Annotated in this window: 17 protein-coding genes and 1 tRNA gene; 7 read left to right on the top strand and 11 right to left on the bottom strand. The window is 59.8% G+C overall.

Translation table 11 applies throughout. From position 1 onward, the window contains the following. Positions 1-47: 47 nt before the first annotated feature. The 6 genes from cobA to HNR46_RS06890 form a co-directional block, all read right to left on the bottom strand. Positions 48-1,565, bottom strand: a complete 1,518-nt coding sequence (gene cobA, locus HNR46_RS06915; RefSeq protein ID WP_184017148.1) for a uroporphyrinogen-III C-methyltransferase — start codon at positions 1,563-1,565, stop codon at positions 48-50. Beyond that, positions 1,562-2,491, bottom strand: coding sequence for a hydroxymethylbilane synthase (gene hemC / locus HNR46_RS06910; RefSeq protein WP_281375554.1), 930 nt, complete (start codon positions 2,489-2,491; stop codon positions 1,562-1,564). The genes cobA and hemC overlap by 4 nt, the downstream gene beginning before the upstream one ends. Then, positions 2,488-3,480, bottom strand: a complete 993-nt coding sequence (gene hemA, locus HNR46_RS06905; RefSeq protein ID WP_184017146.1) for a glutamyl-tRNA reductase — start codon at positions 3,478-3,480, stop codon at positions 2,488-2,490. The genes hemC and hemA overlap by 4 nt, the downstream gene beginning before the upstream one ends. Continuing rightward, positions 3,480-4,247: a cytochrome c biogenesis protein CcsA gene (ccsA, locus tag HNR46_RS06900; RefSeq protein WP_184017144.1), complete on the bottom strand. Its 768-nt coding sequence runs from the start codon at positions 4,245-4,247 to the stop codon at positions 3,480-3,482. Before ccsA ends, hemA begins: the two co-directional genes overlap by 1 nt. A 67-nt stretch (positions 4,248-4,314) precedes the next feature. Then, on the bottom strand, positions 4,315-5,004 hold the full coding sequence (gene tsaA / locus HNR46_RS06895) for a tRNA (N6-threonylcarbamoyladenosine(37)-N6)-methyltransferase TrmO (protein ID WP_184017142.1): 690 nt from the start codon (positions 5,002-5,004) through the stop codon (positions 4,315-4,317). 51 nt (positions 5,005-5,055) lie between these two features. Further along, positions 5,056-5,394 (bottom strand): tRNA-binding protein, encoded by a 339-nt coding sequence (locus HNR46_RS06890; protein ID WP_184017140.1) that lies wholly within the window; start codon positions 5,392-5,394, stop codon positions 5,056-5,058. Positions 5,395-5,530: 136 nt separating this feature from the next. Here HNR46_RS06890 and HNR46_RS06885 point away from each other — a divergent pair, with 136 nt between their 5' ends. After that, positions 5,531-6,271 (top strand): glutaredoxin family protein, encoded by a 741-nt coding sequence (locus tag HNR46_RS06885; protein WP_184017138.1) that lies wholly within the window; start codon positions 5,531-5,533, stop codon positions 6,269-6,271. Positions 6,272-6,347: 76 nt separating this feature from the next. On the opposite strand, the gene dnaN is transcribed toward HNR46_RS06885, so the two are convergent. From dnaN to HNR46_RS06870, 3 genes are all read right to left on the bottom strand, one after another. Continuing rightward, positions 6,348-7,445 carry a DNA polymerase III subunit beta gene (gene dnaN, locus HNR46_RS06880; RefSeq protein ID WP_184017136.1) on the bottom strand — a complete coding sequence of 366 codons (1,098 nt, stop codon included), beginning with the start codon at positions 7,443-7,445 and terminating at the stop codon, positions 6,348-6,350. 146 nt (positions 7,446-7,591) lie between these two features. Then, the gene (dnaA, locus tag HNR46_RS06875) at positions 7,592-9,022 is read right to left on the bottom strand and encodes a chromosomal replication initiator protein DnaA (protein WP_184017135.1); all 1,431 of its coding nucleotides are present in this window, start codon (positions 9,020-9,022) and stop codon (positions 7,592-7,594) included. Between the two features lie 377 nt (positions 9,023-9,399). After that, complete coding sequence (locus HNR46_RS06870; protein ID WP_184017134.1) at positions 9,400-11,028, bottom strand: sodium:solute symporter family transporter; 1,629 nt, start codon at positions 11,026-11,028, stop codon at positions 9,400-9,402. A 79-nt stretch (positions 11,029-11,107) separates the two neighbouring features. Between HNR46_RS06870 and HNR46_RS06865 the strand changes: the two genes are divergently transcribed. The 4 genes from HNR46_RS06865 (at position 11,108) to HNR46_RS06850 (ending at position 14,086) form a co-directional block, all read left to right on the top strand. Next, complete coding sequence (locus HNR46_RS06865) at positions 11,108-11,353, top strand: hypothetical protein (protein WP_184017133.1); 246 nt, start codon at positions 11,108-11,110, stop codon at positions 11,351-11,353. Positions 11,354-11,425: 72 nt separating this feature from the next. Continuing rightward, positions 11,426-12,181, top strand: coding sequence for a 3-deoxy-manno-octulosonate cytidylyltransferase (gene kdsB / locus HNR46_RS06860; protein WP_246417962.1), 756 nt, complete (start codon positions 11,426-11,428; stop codon positions 12,179-12,181). 16 nt (positions 12,182-12,197) lie between these two features. Further along, positions 12,198-13,823 carry a CTP synthase gene (pyrG, locus tag HNR46_RS06855; RefSeq protein WP_184017132.1) on the top strand — a complete coding sequence of 542 codons (1,626 nt, stop codon included), beginning with the start codon at positions 12,198-12,200 and terminating at the stop codon, positions 13,821-13,823. 188 nt (positions 13,824-14,011) lie between these two features. Further along, positions 14,012-14,086, top strand: a tRNA-Arg gene (locus HNR46_RS06850). 60 nt (positions 14,087-14,146) lie between these two features. Here the strand turns inward: HNR46_RS06850 and HNR46_RS06845 are convergent. Beyond that, positions 14,147-14,560 (bottom strand): DUF4259 domain-containing protein, encoded by a 414-nt coding sequence (locus HNR46_RS06845; RefSeq protein WP_184017131.1) that lies wholly within the window; start codon positions 14,558-14,560, stop codon positions 14,147-14,149. Positions 14,561-14,591: 31 nt separating this feature from the next. Next, positions 14,592-15,440, bottom strand: coding sequence for a PPK2 family polyphosphate kinase (locus tag HNR46_RS06840; protein WP_221285050.1), 849 nt, complete (start codon positions 15,438-15,440; stop codon positions 14,592-14,594). Between the two features lie 93 nt (positions 15,441-15,533). Between HNR46_RS06840 and HNR46_RS06835 the strand changes: the two genes are divergently transcribed. Then, on the top strand, positions 15,534-17,087 hold the full coding sequence (locus HNR46_RS06835; RefSeq protein WP_184017130.1) for a Ppx/GppA phosphatase family protein: 1,554 nt from the start codon (positions 15,534-15,536) through the stop codon (positions 17,085-17,087). Between the two features lie 10 nt (positions 17,088-17,097). Next, positions 17,098-19,191 (top strand): polyphosphate kinase 1, encoded by a 2,094-nt coding sequence (gene ppk1, locus HNR46_RS06830; RefSeq protein WP_184017128.1) that lies wholly within the window; start codon positions 17,098-17,100, stop codon positions 19,189-19,191. The last annotated feature ends 89 nt before the right edge of the window (positions 19,192-19,280 follow it).

Below are 19,280 nucleotides of genomic sequence, written 5' to 3'. Positions count from 1 at the left end.
CGCCTCCCTTGCCAATCCCGAAGGATGCACAAGATCCCGGGGGTCGCTCAGGAACCGGCCCATTCCCGGATCGCGGTCACCAGTCCTGGAATGTCATGCTTCTTTGCCTCGAAGGCAGGCTCCACGCCATGCTTTCGCAAAGTCTCGCTCGTTACCGGACCAATGCTCCCAGCCACACAGCCCACCGGCCAGGGCATGCCTAGCTGGAAAAAGTGGTCCACTGTCGAACTGGAAGTGAAAGTGATCAGATCCGCACCCTCCGATTGCAGCTTTGCCACGGCCCCTGTCGGATCCTCCGTTTCCGGCACCGTACGGTACGCCACGCATTCATCGACAATCGCTCCAAGCGCCGTCAATCCGTCGAAAACCACGTCCCGCGCTTCCGCCGCCCGCACCCACAGTACCGTAAGATTCTCGATCGACTCCTCCGCAAACGCCTCCACCAATCCTTCGGCGACATACTTTTCCGGGATCAAATCCACTCCGAAGTGGTATTCCCGAACCTTCGCTGCCGTACCTTCACCGATCACCGCAATCTTCGGATTCCCCAAACTTCGGGCATCTTCATACACCGCGAAAAACCCATCAAAAAACCGCTGCACCCCGTTCGGACTGGTGAAAACCAACCAATCATACTCGTGGGCATTCGCCACCCCTTCGGCAAACCCTTGGCGGTCTTCAGGGAGCTCAATCCGGATCGTCGGCAACTCGATCACGTCCGCCCCCAAGCCCGCCAGTTCACGGCTCAAACCCCCAGCCTGCTCACGCGTCCGTGTCACCACGATCCGCCTGCCAAACAAAGGTCGGCGCTCAAACCATTGGATCTTCGCCCGCTCTTTCACCACATCCCCCACCACGGCGACGGCCGGACTTTGAAAATCGGCTGCCTCGGCCAAATCCGCCATCGTTCCCAGCGTCCCCACCAACGTTTTCTGCGAACCAGTCGTCGCCCACCGCACCAGCGCCATCGGCGTCTCCGGATCGGCTCCTCCTGCCACTAAGGAATCGGCAATCGCTCGCAGTCGAGCCACGCCCATCAGGAATACCTTGGTTCCTGGGGCCTTCGCCAACTGCGCGTAGTCGATCGAACTGTCCTCCTTCGTCGGGTCCTCGTGACCCGTGAAAATAGTCAGCTGGGAACAATGGTCCCGATGCGTCACCGGAATGCCGGCATACGCCGGTCCACCGATCGATGAGCTGATTCCCGGAACAATCTCAAAAGCCACGCCCGCGGCGGCCAACTCCGCCGCTTCCTCCCCACCACGGCCGAAAATCATCGGATCGCCCCCCTTCAGCCGCACCACGTGCTGCCCCGCTTGAGTCCGCTCGACGATCAAAGCATTGATCGCCTCCTGGCTCATTGCATGGTTCTTCGCACGCTTCCCCACATACACCTTCTCGGCGCCCTTCTTCATCCAGCGCAGGATCTCCGGGCTGCTCAAGGCATCGTAAATCACCACATCGGCACGCTCCACGCACTCCTTTGCCCGCAGCGTGACCAAACCCAGGTCGCCGGGTCCGGCCCCGACCAAATAACAAATGCCCTCGTTCTTCATGCTGCTCATGCCAGTGATTCGAAAAGTTCCTTTGCGATCTCCAGGGGATCGCTGCCCTCGGCGCGGCCGGTCTTCGGCTCTCCACCTTGCTCCGGAAAAACCCGGGCTTCCATCGTGATCCATCCCCCCTCCAACCTCGTGAACACTCCGACAGGGGTGTGGCAGCCTGCATCAAGCAAGCGCAGAAACTCTCGCTCCGCCGTCACCCGCACGAAGGTCGCCGGGTGATGAATCGCTCTCACCACCGCCGCCGACTCCGCATCGTCCGCCCGGATCTCAAAACCAATCGCACCCTGCCCGGCCGCCGGATAAAAAACCTCTTCCGCCAGAGGCGCAAAATGCAGCGCGACCCCCTCATGCACCCAAGGTCGCGACAGATCATGTCCGAGCCGAACCAAACCCGCTTCGGCTAGCATGATGGCATCGTATTCCGGTCCTGCCGCCTTTGCCATCCGCGTCGGCACATTGCCCCGCAAATCGACCACCCTCACATCAGGACGCAACCAGACCAACTGCTTGGCCCGCCGCACACTGCTCGTTCCCACCACGGCACCCGCAGGCAAGGCATCCAGCCCACCCACCGTCTTGGACACCAGCACATCCCGGATCGGAGCACGCTCCAGAGTCCCCGCGATCTTGAACTGAGGATCCAAAACCGTCGGCACATCCTTCAACGAATGCACCGCGATATCGATCGTTTCCGCCTCTAGGGCTAACTCCAACTCCTTGGTAAAAACACCCTTATCCAGCACCCCTTCCACCTTCGCCACCTCGCTCAACGCCACATCCGTCCGGCGGTCTCCCGTCGTCTTGATCACCTCCCTCACCACCTCCAACGCCGGGAAATGCATCGCCAAAGCACGCTCCGTTGCCTCCGCCTGCACCAGCGCCAACGCACTCCCCCGAGTTCCAATCCTCACCTGCTCCATCATCATGTTCCCGGCAAATTCAATTTCTCCAACTCACGCGTGATCAGCTCCCGGCATTCTGCGATCTGCCGCTCCCGGCGACCGCGCGCGTCCCGCGCAAGCTGGTCGAGCGTATCAATATCGTAAAGGTACACTTCCTCAATCCCCCCAACCGCCGGGTCAATGTCGCGCGGAACGGCAATGTCGATCAGAAATAGTGGCCGGAACTTTCGCACCCGCCGCACCGCTTCCACGTGAAATGGCTGCACCACATGATGCGGAGCCGCCGTCGACGAAATCACCACGTCCACTCCAGCCAGCACACTCTGCCATTCCTCAAACCTCACCGCGCGCCCTCCCAACTCCTCCGCCAACTCCACCGCCCGATCGTGCGAGCGATTGGTCACGAAAACCGTCGAGGCCCCTCGAGACACCAGAGCCTGAGCCGTCTGGCGACTCGTCTCCCCCGCGCCGATCACAATCACCCGGCATCCATCGAGACGTCCGAAAATCTTTTCCGCCAACTCCACAGCGGTTCCCGCCACCGATGTCGCTCCCTCCTGAATGGAAGTCTCCGTCCGCACCTTCTTGCCCACCCCAAACGCCCTCTGGAAAAGCCGGTTCAACACCCCTCCCGTCGCTCCTGCCTCATGCGCGTGGCGGTAGGCCGTCTTCAACTGACCAAAAATCTCCGTTTCTCCCAATACCATCGAATCCAATCCACTGGCCACCTCACACAAATGCTGGGCCGCCTCCATGCGATGCATCTCATACCAGTGATCCTGCCCACCAGCACCCAATTGCTGCCGCAAGGCCTCGGCCGCTTCAGCCGCCGATGATCCCGCCAGATAAAACTCGGTCCGATTGCAAGTCGACAGCACCACGGCCTCTTCGATCCCTTCCATCTCCCGCAACGAAAGCGCATGCTCACCCAGCTTCGAGGTCGCTACCGCGAAACGCTCGCGCACCTCAACCGGTGCGCTTCGGTGATTCAATCCGTAGCAAACCAATTCCATCACACCGAGGCAAAGACCGAAAGGGACACCACAAACAGCAGCACCGTCCACATCGACAGCCGCTTTCCCGTAATCCCCCGCAATTGCAGCACGCCCAGCAACACCGCATAGGCCACCCAAACCCCCATCGCCGCCACCAGATGGGCTTCCGAACCTTCCGTCCGAGGCATTCTCACCCCAGCCACCACTCCCACGCTCAACATCACCCACCCCAGCCATAACAGACGCCGCAAAGACACCAACAACTCCCGAGCCGGCGGCAGATTCTTGAAAAGCCCCGACCCCAGATGGTGCGACTTCAACTGCTGGTTCAGAACCAAAAACATCACCGCCGCCACCGCCGCCAAGGCCAGCGCACCATAACCCAGCACCGACATCGCCGCATGCGTCTCACGCCAGGCATCCGTCGCCGCTACCCGCTGCGGATTCGACTCCAAAACACCCGGAATCAACGCCACCAACTGCAAAACCACCACCACCGGCGTCGAAAACACTCCCAAAAGCGACAATCGATACGTGGTGCCGACCAACAAATAGAACACCGTCAACGACCACGCCAAAAACACCAAGATCTCCCCCAGCCCCATCAACGGACACGCCGCGCGAGCCTCGCCGCGCACCGACAGAAACACCAACTGCGCCACCAAGGTTGCCACCATCCAATAAACCGTGGCACCGGATCGATGACCGTGGCGCAACGATAGCATGCCATTCACCCCACCGATCGCGGCGAGGAGGGTGGCAATGATCAAAGCCCAACGGTCCACACCCCCCTTTGCCCTGCATCCACCCGATGCGCAAGTCTTCGCAATGAGCGACTCCTTCCCGGCCGCATCACTCCATCCCCCCGCCCCGCCACTCCTCGACTCCTAGGATTTGGCATTCCCCATCCTCCACACGAAATTTCACATTCTTCCCGCACATCCCCACCCCGAATTCTCGTCCCACCTCCGCCCGTCCTGCCGCGGGCCGCGGATCGAGGGAAAGTGCCTCCACCACGACCTCACGGTCCCGCGCACGCATTCCCTCCAGTTTCTCCACTCCAACCACCGGCATTCGCATCGGAACCTCCTCCGCGTAGCCGCCACGCACCTCGACCAAGGCCTCCGCGAAGGGAATCATCGGCTTCACATCATAGACCGGTGTCCCGCTCACCAAATCCAATCCCCCCAAATGCAAAACCGGGCCTTCCGCGCCCAACTCCACCTCCTCCAGAGTCACCAGCGAGAGCCCCAAGCCATTCGGCCGGAATGTCGACCGACTCGCAAAGACCCCCCGCCGTTCGTTCCCCCCCAACCGCGGCGGCCGCACCGTTGGCCGCCAACCCTGCTCGACGGTCAGATGAAAACCAAAAACCAACCACACATGGCTGAAACCTTCCAGCCCCCTCACCGCGTCGACCGACCGAAACTCAGGCGCGAACCGCAACTCACCCCACGCCGAAGGGCACAGCCCCGGCTGCCGCGGCACACCGAATTTTTCCTCAAAACAGGTCCGCACCCATCCCACCGGCTCGATCGTCATCGGGGCAAGCATCCGGCGGTCTTCCCAGCGGGTCCATTCCCGATTCTCTCGTCAACAGAGCCGACTCCCCAACGGCACCTTTTGATCCGGCACGCACAGCACCACCCCTCCATCCGCAGCGTGAAACCCCGTCACCAAACATTCTGACATCAGAGGACCAATCTGCTTCTTCGGGAAATTCACCACTGCCACCACCTGCCGCCCCACCAACTCCTCCGGCGTGTAGTGAGTCGTGATCTGCGCACTCGATTTCCGGATTCCCACCTCAGGGCCAAAGTCCACCATCAACTTGTAAGCTGGCTTTCGGGCCTCCGCAAAAACCTCTGCCTCGACGATTTCCCCCACCCGAAGCTCCACCTGCAAAAACTGCTCAAACGTGATCTCCTCCATGTTCGGGCGGAAAAATACCACGCACTCCGCCCCCGGCAACCATCCACCCTCGCCCCCCGAAAACCTGCGGCCATCCTTCGGTCGACATCTCGCGATCCCGAGGAACCTTGCCGCTCCGGACCTTCCACCCATCGCCATGAAAAAGAAGCACGCCTCCCTCTACCGCATGGTCACTCCCAATCACCTCTGCCCGTGGGGAATCAAAGCCATCGATCTCCTGCGCCGGCACGGCTACGCACCCGAGGATCACCACCTGACCTCCATGGAAGCCAACTCCGCTTACAAAAAAGAACATGGCTACGACGAAACCCCGCAAATCTGGATCGAAGGGGAACGCATCGGTGGATACGACGATCTTCGAAAATTCCTCCACCTCCCTCCCGACCCCAAAGAGGGCACCACCTATCAGCCCGTCATCGCCGTGTTCTCCGTCGCTTTCGGCCTCGCCATGACCACCTGCTGGGCTCAACTCGGCACTCTGGCCCCTCTTCGGGTCCTCGAGCTCTTCATCGCCTTCTCCATGGCCATCCTCGGCATCCTCAAGCTGCAGGACCTCTCCTCCTTCGCCACGGGCTTCGTCCAATATGACCTCCTCGCGCGCCGCTACGTTCCCTACTCCTCCATCTACCCGTTCATCGAAGCGGGCGCCGGCATCTTCATGATTGCCGGGCTATTCACCTGGATCGTCGCCCCCCTGGCACTTCTCGTCAGCACCCTCGGCGCCATCTCCATCATCAAAGCGGTCTACATCGAAAAGCGCGATCTCCACTGCGCCTGCGTGGGCGGCGGCAGCTCCGTTCCCCTAGGCTTCGTCTCCCTCAGCGAGAACCTATTCATGATCGCCATGGCCCTGTGGATGATCGCCAAAAAGCTCTGAACCCCCTCCGCTCCCCACGCACAAAGGGCGAGGATTCCTCCTCGCCCTTCTTGAAAAAGCTCGATCTTACCTCGGATCAGTTCGTCACCCGCATCGGCATGATCACATACAGGAAGCTCCCCTCGATCCGAACGACACCCGGACTCATCTCATCGATCAGATCCAGATAAACCGTTTCGTCCTCCAGATTCTGCAAGGGCGCCTTCAGGAATTCCGGATTGAAGGCAATTTGCAGATCCTTTGCATCATAGGACACTTCCATCGTTTCGCGGGCTTCACCGACATCCGGTGAGTTCGCAGTCACTTCCACCTGATTAGGCGAAAACACCAGCTTCACCGAGTTGGACTTGTCCGATGACAGCAGCGAAACTCGTCGCACCGTCTCCAGAGTCGCCTCCCGCGGCAATTCCACCCGAATGCTCGACTCGCCCGGAATCACCTGACGGTAGTTCGGATAGTTGCCCTCGATCAGCTTGCTCACCAGCAGGTGCTCGCCAATCGTAAACGAAATCTGATTGTCGCTAAGGCGGACCAATACCTCGCCCTCGATCCCCAAGAGTCGCTGCAACTCCTGCACCGCCTTGGTCGGAACGATCACATCGACTTCCTGGCTCGCAGGAAACTCGAGATCATTTTCCACCATCGCCAGACGACGACCATCCGTCGCCACCAAGGTCAACTTTCCTTCACGGAAAGAGGTGTAGATCCCATTGAGCACGTAACGGGTCTCATCCGTCGAAATTGCATAAGCCGTCTTCTTCAGACCGTCCCGCAACAGCGACTGGGGAATCCGGTATTCCTTGGCTCCTTCAAAGTCCGGCAACGGAGGGAAGTCATCCTGACCCAGACCGATGATCTTGAAGAACGAAGGACCACATTGGATCGAGGCAACATTCTTGGCATCGACCGTGATCTCCACCTCGCTCGCAGGAAGCTCGCGGATGATATTCACCAGTCGCTTGGCCGGAAGGGTCGTTGCCCCTTCCTTGATCACGTTGGCCTCCACCGATCCCGTAATCCCCACGTCCAAATCGGTCGTCGTCAGGCGCAGACGCCCGTCTTCGGCGACGAGGAGAACGTTGGAAAGGATGGGAAGCGTGGTGCGCGTGCTGACCACGTGCTGGACCTTCTGCAGCCCATCCAAGAGGGCCTCTTTGGAAACAGTGAACTTCATGGCGGGAATACCGCGACTCATTCGTAGTGCGGCACGGGCATGCTCTCCGCATTTCAGAAGGGTTGGCAAGCCTTCGTTTGACTAGAAAAATCGCCCTTCCCGCCCCCTCGGGCCTGACTGAATTTCAAAAACTTTTCCCAAGTCCCTCAGCGTCTGAGGTCCGATTGGATCCGCTCCACCCGATCCCTCAATTCCCCATCGGTCTCCATCAACCCCGCCACCTTCCTCACCGCGTGAATCACCGTGCCGTGATCCCGCCCCCCAAAGGCTTCGCCAATCTCAATCAACGAACTCTTGGTCAACGTCCGGCTCAAATACATCGCCACCTGACGCGGACCCGCAATGCTCGCCGGCCGACGACGGCTGGTCATGTCCGCCAAACGAATGTCGAAATGCTCCGCCACCAACCGTTGGATCGAATCAATCGTCACCTGCCGGCTGTTTTCCTCGCGGAACAAATCCCGCAACAGATGCTCGACCTTTTCCTGAGTCACCCGCTCTCCTGCTAAGGACGCATAGGTCCCCACTCGCATCAAGCCACCCTCCAAGCGTCGCACATTGGTTTTCAGCCGCTCCGCCAACATGCGCACAATCCCTTCCTCGACCCGAACCCCCCATTCTTCGACCTTTTTGTGAAGAATTGCCAACCGCGTTTCAAACGCCGGTGGTTGCAGCTCAACAGTGAGTCCACATTCGAAACGGGACACCAATCGAGGCTCCAGCTGCTTGATCTCAGATGCAGGTCGGTCACTCGTCAGAATCAACTGACAGCGCCCATCCATCAAGGTATTGAAGGTGTGGAAAAACTCCTCCTGGGAGCGATCCTTCCCACTCAAAAACTGCACGTCATCGATCAACATCAGCTCCGCACTCCGATACCGGTTGCGGAACCGCGCCAAATCCCCCTTGCGGATCGCTTCGATGAACTCATTCGTGAACCTTTCGCAGGTGAAATACACCACCTTGGCCGGGACCGAGCGTTTCAACCACTCCTGCCCCACGGCCTGCATCAGGTGCGTCTTTCCAAGACCCGGTCCCCCGTAGATGAAAAGAGGATTGTAAGCCCCCCCGCGCCCGTCAGCCACCGCTTCACAGGCCGCATGCGCAAACTGGCTATTCGCCCCCACCACAAATCCATCAAACGTGAATGACGGGTTCAAACCCGCCCGCTTCAACCGTTTGTCAAAGCGGTCCGGCACCTCATCCGGAAGCGTCTCAGGAAACCAATCCGGCGACTTCTCCCCCGCGTCCTCCGCATCCGCACCCTCCCCTCGAGCCTCCCCAGCCTCCACGACCTCAATCCGCACCTGCACCAAATCTTCAAAAACCTCACCCAGAGCCGCACGCAACTCGTCGATGTAGTTCGTCTCGATCCACACTTGGTGGATCTCATTGGGAACCTCCACCACGGCCACCCCGTCCACCGCCCGGCCCAATTGGGCCGCCTTGAACCAACGCTCGAAGGCGTCACTTCCCACCATCGGGCTGAGGTGCCTACACGCCTCCGACCATGCCTTGGCCTGATCGGACAACTCCCCAACCCCATCCACTTTGCTCAACGCTCCCACCGGTTCCATCTCCTTCTGCAAGTCTCTCGATCGTTCAGTTCTTCTGGGTTTCCCTCGCCACCTCGACCCAGCGGGTCGCGTCGCGAGACGACATGCCCCGGGTTTTAAACCCATCCGAGAGGCAACGAAAAATGGAATTCTCGCTGCTCTAACAGGACATCTTGCAACCCCCCTTTCCACAAGCGTTCCACGTCTAAATTTTTTTAGAACTTGACCCTCGATTTGATTCGGACGCCTAAAATTTTAATCTTCGTAAAATCCTCTAACCGAAGATACAAATTTTTGATTATAGGTCATTTACGAAGTTACACACAGTCCGTTCGGGGGTGACAAGTCCGTCACGGGACTCTCAAAAACCCCCGTGATGGGGGGTGAACATTTGAAGTTCAGGCGCTTCGACCCGTGCGGGGCACAAGGCAACCCACCGCGAAGGTCAAAATCGCGGTCACCGGCCAGGCCCAACCATAAAACCAGAGCGGCACCGCCTTGCCCGCACCCAGAGCAACAGGGTCGAACGTGTGGAGGGGAGCCAACCAGGAAATCGAAACTCCCGCCTTACTCAGTAACACCCAGAAATCCGGGCGGATGAGCGCCACCAACAAAAACGAAATCGCTGATCCCAGGGCCACGCCAAGCACACTGCCACGCTTCAAAACCGCGCACGCCATGATGCCCAACAGCGGACCCACCGTGTAGCTGGTCATCCCAAAGGCCAACGGGAGAATCGGAATCCCTTCTCGTGCCACATTCAGCAGCAGGGTGAAGCCGGTCAGCAGCACCCCCCAGAAAATCACCAGCATCCGGGACTTCCAAACCAGATTCAGACCTTCCAACTCCTCATCGCTGCGATCTTCAGGATGGTAAAACACAGAAAGTGTCGTCTGACTCAACGCAGCCAGGATCGAATCGAGGCTCGAGATCGACGCGGCGAACACCCCGGCCAACAAGAGTCCACTCAGCCCCGTGGGTAGCATCGTCACAATCCACATCGGAAACACATAGTCCCCTTCCGCTGGCAGGCGCACCGCACTCCCCGCCACCGTCTCCTCACCCGCCTTGACCAAGGCAGCCTCGTCCGCAGTGAACGGATGGACGTGATAGTGCACAAACAAGGCCGCGCCGACCATCAACATCAACAAAGTCAAAACCTGCCCAAAACAGCTGAAAATCAGGGCCTTTGAAGCATCTTTGGCATTCCGACAGCAAAACATCCTCTGGGCATTCAACTGATCGACTCCAAACGAAGTCAGGTTCTGGAAAGGCACCGCCAACAGCGCCACCCAAAATGTGAATTCCAGCTCCGCCCTGAACCCAGGGGTGAAATCCAACAACCTCGTGCGACCAAACCGGCTGGCCGTCTCCCAGAATTCGCCCCAGCCACCCTGCAAACTTCCCACGATCCACACCAACGCCACTGCACCGCCGAGAGCGAAAATCACAAACTGCATCACGTCCGTCCAGATCACCGTGCGCATCCCCCCCATCAAAGTCCACGCGATCGCAAACAAACCAATGATCAGAATGCTTGTTTCAATGGGCATTCCCGTCACCACCTTCAATGGGATGGCTGCCACCAGCACGCGCACACTCTGACCGAGAATGCTGCCCGCTGTGAACAACACCGTCGCCACCGTCTTCGCCCCGCGGCCCAAGCGCCGACCCATGTAGTCATACGGGCTGTAGATCTCCTGCTCGTAATAAAGGGGCACAAGATACTTCGCGACAAGGAAGCGGGCGAAAATCGAACCAATGGCCCATTGCAGGTAGGTGAAATCCCCCTCCAACGCGAACAGCGTCCCAGGGACCCCCACAAAGGTCACACCACTGATTTCCGTGGCGATGATCGAGCCAGTCACCGCAGGCCAGGGAAGCGAACGCCCCCCGAGGAAAAAATCTCGGATGGTGGCCTGCGCACCACTCATCCGATGCCCAATCCAGGTGCACAGCCCGAGGTAACCAAACAACACCAGCCAATCGATCCACGTAAAATGAATGGAAATCCCCGCAATGAACATGGCGGAGGCTAGAAAGCGCCGACAGGGTCCGTCGACGACGGATTTGCCCTCGAGGCAGCACCCATGCATGGTCCTGTCGATGATTCACGCCGACCTTGCCGAACTTCTTCGCCACCGCCTTGCAGTCATCGCAGACCGCGCGTGGTATGAAAAAGACCCGCAGGGGCACCTTGTCGCCCTTCAAGAGGTCTCCGAGAACATTGATCACTGGCATCATCAACATCGCGGCCAACTGTCTTCCCGGCTCGAGCATTTCTTGACCGGCAAATCTTTCGATAAGGCTCTGAGACTGCTCGAGTCAGACGGCCAGTGGACGGGGCACTGAGAGCATTTTCCCTCCAGCATCTCAACACCGCTCTTGCCCGCCCGCACACGGGCTGACTACTCTCCGTCCGCTTTGTTGAACTCAGGCGGAACACACATCGTCGGCATTCTCCCAGCCCGCTGGGGGTCCTCACGCTTCCCCGGGAAGCCCCTTCACCTCATCGCGGGAAAACCGCTGGTCCAGCACGTCTGGGAACGCTGTCGCCAATGCCGACAACTCGACGAATTGGCCATCGCCACCGACGATTCGCGCATCTACGAGGCCGCCGAGGCATTTGGAGCCCGGGTGATTCTCACCTCGCCGGATCACCCCACGGGCACCGACCGCATTGCCGAGGCACTGGCATCCCTGCCCAGCGCCACTCACATCGTGAATATTCAAGGCGACGAGCCGTTGATCGACCCCGAATTGGTCGACGAACTCGCCGCCACCATGGCCGCCCATCCGCGCCTCGACATGGCCACCGCAGCCAATCCTCTCGATCCTGCCGATCCCGCCGTCCAAGACCCGAATGTCGTCAAAGTCGTCACCGCCCTCGACGGCCGTGCCCTCTATTTCTCCCGCTCACCTCTGCCCTACTTCCGCAATCCCGTCGACGGCCTCCCCGTCTACCGCCACAAAGGCATCTACGCCTACCGCCGCGAATTCCTGGAGAAATTCGTGACTTGGCCCCCCTCGCCGCTCGAACGCGCCGAATCCCTTGAGCAACTTCGCGCCCTCGAAAATGGGGCATCCATTCAGGTTCTTCCTACCCTCGATACCTCACCAGGGGTTGACACACCCGAGCAAGCCCTCGAAGTGGAGCGCCTCCTTTCCGCAGCACACTGATTCATCCCGGAACTTCATGAAATACATCTTCGTCACCGGCGGCGTCGTCTCCTCCCTCGGCAAGGGCCTTGCCGCCGCGTCCATTGGCACCCTCCTCGAACATCGCGGCCTCAAGGTGCTGATGCAGAAGTTCGACCCATACCTCAACGTCGACCCCGGCACCATGTCCCCTTACCAGCACGGGGAGGTCTACGTCCTCGACGACGGGGCGGAAACGGACCTCGACCTCGGCCACTACGAGCGTTTCACCTCGGGCGTCCTCTCCCGGATGAACAACCTCACCTCCGGACAGGTATTTGACGCCGTCATCAAAAAAGAACGCCGCGGCGACTACTTGGGCAAAACCGTCCAGTTCATCCCTCACGTCACCGACGAGATCAAAGCCCGGCTGCACAAAGTCACCGACGACAACCCGGAAGTTGACGTCCTCATCACCGAAATCGGCGGCACCGTGGGGGACATGGAAGGCCTCCTTTTCCTCGAAGCCCTCCGCCAATTCGCCCTCGAAGTGGGCAAGGAAAACGTCTGCTTCATCCACGTCACCCTGCTGCCCTTCATCAAGGCCGCCGGAGAAGTGAAAACCAAGCCGACCCAACAATCCGTCGCCAAACTGCGCGAAATCGGCATTCAACCTGATATCATCATCTGCCGCACCGAGGCCGACCTCGACGAAGACAACCGGCGCAAAATCGCCATGTTCTGCAACGTCGAACGCAAGAACGTTGTCGCCTTCCGCGACGTCGCCCACACCATCTACGAATGCCCACTCGACCTGCGCCGCGATAAGATCGACCGCCTCGTCGTCGACAAAATCGGGCTCGGACACACCCCGTCCCCTGCCCTCGAAGATTGGGAAACCTTCGTCCAGAAAATCATCAAACCCCGCAATCGTGCGACGATTGCCGTCGTCGGCAAGTACATCGAACTGCAGGACGCCTACAAATCGATCTACGAATCCCTCATCCACGCGGGCGCCCATCACGATACCAAAATCGAAATCGTCCGAGTCGAAGCCGAGGCCATCGAAGACCGCGGCGCATCGGAAGCCATCGGAGCCGTTCATGGCATCCTCGTTCCCGGCGGATTCGGCGACCGAGGCATCGAAGGAAAGATCCAGGCCGCTCGCTACGCTCGCGAAAATAAGATCCCCTATTTCGGCATCTGCCTCGGCATGCAGATCGCCACCATCGAATTCGCCCGCAACGTCTGCGATCTCGAAAACGCCAACTCCACCGAGTTCGATAAAAACACCGTGCACCCCGTCATCTGCCTGCAGGAAGAGCAGAAGGGGGTCGACACCATGGGAGCGACCATGCGTCTCGGCTCCTGCGAGAGCATCCTCTTCGCCGGCACCAAAGCATCCGACCTCTATGGCGGTGCGGATCGCATTCACGAACGCCACCGCCACCGCTACGAATTCAACTCCGACTACCAGGATCGCCTGCAAAAGGCCGGCCTGGTCATCTCCTCGGTTTCCGCCGGGGAAGGCCTCGTAGAGATCATCGAAGTCCCCGAGCACCCGTTCTACGTGGCCTCCCAATTCCATCCGGAATTCCAATCGAAGCCCAACCGACCCCACCCCTTGTTCTCGGGCTTCGTCAAGGCCGCACTCGAGCGTGCGCACAAGGACCTCGAAGCTTGAAACCGTCCCTTCCTTCGTGACGACGGGCGATTCCAGCTCGTCGTCACGAGCCAAAGCCGGCAGCGGCGCAAGGGCGATTCCCGCCTCCCTCATCCACCCTGCAAAATCTCTGCTTCTCCCTTGCCAATTCCGGAAGCGGGCATTAACACTCCCGCCCGCCCGCGGAAACCCGCGGCACCGGTCAAAAAGGACCCGTATTTCAACGGATAGAATGGCGCCCTCCGAAGGCGCAGATGCAGGTTCGATTCCTGCCGGGTCCACCACCGGAGACCCTGTCTCCGGCAGTTCCACGTAACGCCTCTTCTCTCAGGCCCAGCCTTCGATCAACCTCCTGCGAGGCGATCCTTCAACGAAGTCAGCTCTTTGCGCCAGTCGTCGAATTCTCCTTCTTCTTCCCACTGCGTCCGAAGTTCCGAAGGTTCATTGAAAATCCGGTCCACCACCTTGCGGGCTCGCTTGGCGCGGTTGGCATCAGCCTCGAACTCCTGTTCGTCGATCCACTCCTCCAGAGCATCCGTATCCTCGGCGGTATCCCCTGGCTGACCATTGATCCATGCCACCACCTCAGCGGCAGCAATCGCTTCCTCCCCCTGCTGCGCTTCAATGAAGTCGCCGCCTGCCGCGATCACCGACGAAAAAGCCTCGTCGATCATGCTCCAGCCGGAAGTCTCTACCAGTTCCGCCAGCCAATCAGCAGCGGTATCGTTTGCGAACGCGGTTGTGTCCCATGAACCCATGGCCGTGTTTCATCCTACGACTTCCGGCCTGTCAATCGCTGATGCGAATCTCCTCTGCGTCCCATGACACCTTGGGGAAAGTGAGATCCAAATCTTGCAGCGTCTCAGAAAAGAGCTGCGCCACCGCAAGGTTCCGGAACCACTTGCGATCTGCCGGGATCACATACCAAGGCGCGTGCTCAGTACTGGTCCGCTCAATCAGATCCTCATAGGCATTTTGAAAGCATTCCCAACGCTCCCGATCCGCCAAATCGTCCGGATGAAATTTCCAATGCTTCGCGGGGTTCTTCAACCGCGCCTCAAGCCGCCGCTTCTGCTCCGCCTTCGAAATATGAAGGAAAATCTTCAGAATCGTCGTGCCCTCCTCCGCCAACATTCTTTCGAACTCGATCACATGGCGATAGCGGCGCTTCCACACACTGTCGTCATAGAGCTTCTTCACCCTCACCGCGATGATGTCCTCATAATGACTGCGGTTGAACACCGTGATTTCTCCATTTCCCGGCACATGCGGATGCACCCGCCACAGGAAATCGTGGGCCAGATCCTCCTCGTTCGGCTTCTTGAAGGACTTCACAGAAATGCCCGCCGGATCCACCGTGGAAAACACCGACTTCACACAGCCGTCCTTGCCTCCCGTATCCATCGCCTGGATGATCACCAACACCCGGTGCTTGCCCTGAGCATAGAGCACCTTCTGTTGGGCTTTGATTTTCTGGAGAATCTCCAAGAACAACTGCTCTCCATCCGACTTCCCTCCTTTGGGAAAGATCTTGAGCTCATCCGCTCCCTCTTCCGTCAGCTTCACCTTTCCCCCTTCAGGGACGAGGAACGCCTTGCGCGGGTCGCCTAACTTCATGTCAGCCCATGCTTGCGACATTGGCGCGGAGAGAAAAGCACCAATTGAGCGAATGAACCTCTGTCACATTTTCAGCGTTGCAAGCAGCCCCTTCCGCGCCACTGTCGATCCCTGATGTCCGAGCCGGCAACGACCGTTCCCGCCCCTGAATCCACCCCATCGGTGGTCATCCACATCGGAGCCAGCTCCGTCTCGATGCTCATTGCCGAGACCAACGAGGAAGGCTGCCACATCCCCATCGATATTCTTGAGCAGCCCGCCCCGCTCGCTCGCGATATTTTCCGCCACGGTGAAATCACCAGCGAAACCATCGAACGCATCGTCACCATCCTCAGTGGCTTCGCCGACACCGCCCGCGAGAATGGCATCCGCCTTGATGCCGCCTCCCGTGCGGTCGCCACCAACATCATCATCGAGGCCACCAACCACGAACGCTTTCTCAACCGCATCCGCATCGCCTGCGGCCTCGCCATCGCCCCCATCGATGATGGCGAAATGACCCGGCTGATCTATCTCAAGACTCGGCGTCGGCTCAAAGACATGCCCGCCATGCAGCACCCGCGGGCCTTGGTCATCCACGTCGGCCCCGGCAACACCCGCGCCTTGTTCTTCGAAGAGAGTGCCATCACTCGCTACACCTCCTATCGGATGGGCGCTCACCGTACTCGGGAAGCCATCGAAGGCTCCCACAACGGAGGTGCAGCCATGCTCCGCGTGATTCGCGAAAGTGGCTCCGCCAACCTCACGCAGCTGCGTTTCGACTACCTGGATGCCCGCCTCGATGCCCTCGTCCTCATTGGCTACGAAATCCAACAGGTCGCCTCGTTCCTCACCGACACCAAGGGCATCTCCTCGCGCAAACTCCTCCGGCGCCTCGCCCGCCAAGCCTCGGAAATGAGCGAACTCGAACTCGTCCAGCATTTCCAGATCGACTACCAAACCGCGGAGGCCCTCGTCCCCGCCCTCGAAATCAACCTCGCCATCGCGGAATCCCTCGGGTCGGAGTCCCTCCACATCCCCTCAAGCGACTACGAACGCGGACTGCTCCTCGATCTCCTCGTTTCCTCGAACCTCACCGACTCCCTCGACCAGGAAGTCCTGCGGTCCGCCCGCATCCTCTCCTCGCGCTACCAGTCAGATCCCAGCCACGGAGAACACGTCGGCCGCATCTCCCTCCACTTGTTTGAGCAACTCCAGGCCCTCCATGGCATGGGCCAACACGATGCCCTCCTGCTCCACGTCGCCGCCATCCTTCACGAAGTCGGCACCTACGTCAGCCCACGTGCTCACCACAAACACTCCGAATACATCATTCTCAATAGCGAGATCTTCGGGCTCGACCGCCGTGACGTCACCATCATCGCCCTCGTCTCCCGCTATCACCGGCATTCCGGGCCGAAGCTCGATCACCCCATCTACGCCGCGCTCGACACCGCCGACCGCATCCTCGTTTCCAAACTCGCCGCCATCCTTCGCGTCGCCGACGCCCTTGAGCGGACCCACGCTCAGCGGGTCCGTGACATCATCGTCAGCCTCGACAATAGCCGCCTGAAACTTCGCCTCCCCGGGGTCACCGACGTCGCCGTCGAACGCCTCGCCATGCAGGGAAAGGGCGACCTTTTCGCCGAAGTTTTCGGCCTCGACGTGTTCATCGAAGACCCCGCCTGATCCACCACCGATGCTGCCCTACCTCAATCGCGAACTCTCTTGGCTGGAATTCAACCAGCGGGTCCTCAACGAAGCGCTGCGCGTCGACCTCCCCCTGCTGGAGCGACTCAAATTCCTCGCCATCACCGCCTCCAATCTCGACGAGTTCTTTCAAGTCCGCGTCGGCGGCCTGATGCTCATGCGCCGCAGTGGACGCCAGCGCAGAGACCTTTCCGGCCTCACTCCCCATCAACAGATCCAAGCGATTCGGAAACGCGTCCTCCAATTCATGGAAGACCAGTACCAATTGCTTGCAGAGTCCCTCCTTCCCGAACTCGAAAGCCACGGCCTCCTGCTGCTCTCCATCGACGCCCTCGACTCCACCCAGGCCGAGCAAGTCGCGGCCTCCTTCCACACCCACGTCGGTCCACTTCTCACCCCCTTGGCCATCGATCCCGAGGGGCCACCGCCGCACGTTCCCGCCCTGCAGATCACCCTCGCCTGCCGGTTGACCGATGACGAAACCGGCGCCATCCGCGACGTCCTGGTCCCCGTGCCGGAAATCCTTCCCCGGCGCATTCCTGTCGACGTCCCCGGCGAAGCCCAAGCTTTCGTTCTCATCGAGGAAGTCATCGCCCGCCACGCCGAATCTTTGTTTCCCGGGGAAACTCTTTCCGCCACCGCCACCTTCCGCGTCACTCGCAATGGCGACATCGCCGTCCAGGAAGAAGACGCGATCGACCTCGCAGGCGAAATGGAAGACGTCCTCGCCGCGCGCAAAATCGCCGATACCGTCCGCCTCGAACTCGGCACCCCGATGCCGCGAGAATTAGGGAAAGTCATTCAGGATCTTTGTCGGGCCAGCTCGGCAGAAACCTACCGCTGCCCGGGGCCCCTCGGCCTTTCTGGCTTCATGGAACTCGCCTTCATTCCTGGCTTCGATGAACTGCGCGATGCAGAATGGCCCGCCCAGCCTTCACCCGCCCTGCCTCCCAACGAACCCGTTTTCGATGCCATTGCCCGCGGCGACATCCTTCTCCACCACCCCTACGAAAGCTTCGAACCCATCGTCCGCTTCATTGCCGAAGCCGCGGTCGATCCCGATGTGCTCTCCATCAAACAGGTTCTCTACCGCACGGCGAAAAACTCCCGCATCATCGATGCCCTCATCCGCGCAGCAGAGAACGGCAAGCAGGTCACCGTCCTCGTCGAACTCAAAGCCCGTTTCGATGAAGCCCGCAACCTCGTCCGCGCCGAAGAACTGCAACGCGCGGGTGCTCAGATCGTCTATGGCGTCAAAGGCCTCAAAACCCATGCCAAAATCTGCATGGTCGTCCGTCGCGAATCCGGACGGCTGCGTCGCTACGTCCACCTCGGCACCGGCAACTACAACGAATCCACTTCACGCCTCTACACCGACATCTCCCTGCTGACCTGCCGACCCGAATTTGGCGCCGATGCCTCCATCTTCTTCAACGCCGTCACCGGCCGCTCCAAACTGCTCCGGTTCCAACGCCTCGTGCCCGCACCCACCGCCATGAAGCCACGGCTGTTGTCGCTCATCGCCTCCGAGGCCGAGCGTGCGCGCCAGGGAGAAACCGCCCGCATCACCGCCAAGGTCAACTCCTTACAAGACCCCGAGATCATTGCCGCCCTCTACGACGCTTCGGCAGCCGGAGTGACCATTCAACTCAATGTCCGTGGGATCTGTTGCCTCAAACCCGGCAACACCAAAATGCAGCGGAACATCACGGTCATCTCCATCATCGATCGCTACCTCGAACACGCCCGGATCTTCCACTTCCACAACGGCGGCGACCCCGAAGTCTTCATCGCATCCGCTGACTGGATGGGCCGCAACCTCGATCGCCGAGTCGAACTCATGGTCCCCATTGAGGACGCCCGTGCGCGCCGTCGATTGATCAAAACTCTCGATACCTTCTTCCGCGATAACTCCCAAGCTTCCCGCATCCTTCCAGACGGCACATCAGAAAAAATTCGCCCTTCCGCAGGCGAAAAAACTTTCCGCGCCCAGGAGCACTTCTTCCGGGAAGCGCGCAAGTCCGCCAAAGCCCACGAACACGAACGCGCCATGCGCTTCGAGCCGCACCTGCCGCAAGACTGATCTCCACCCCGGAAACATCGCTCACCCGCTGCGGCTCCCCTTGCCCTCGCTTCCGGCCCTTTCCCCTTGCCGCCTGCCACCTCCCTCCC

Source organism: Haloferula luteola (assembly GCF_014201715.1).
Taxonomy (GTDB): domain Bacteria; phylum Verrucomicrobiota; class Verrucomicrobiia; order Verrucomicrobiales; family Akkermansiaceae; genus Haloferula; species Haloferula luteola.
Note: the sequence above shows the minus strand (reverse complement) of the source record. Positions and strands in the feature narration are given on the sequence as shown.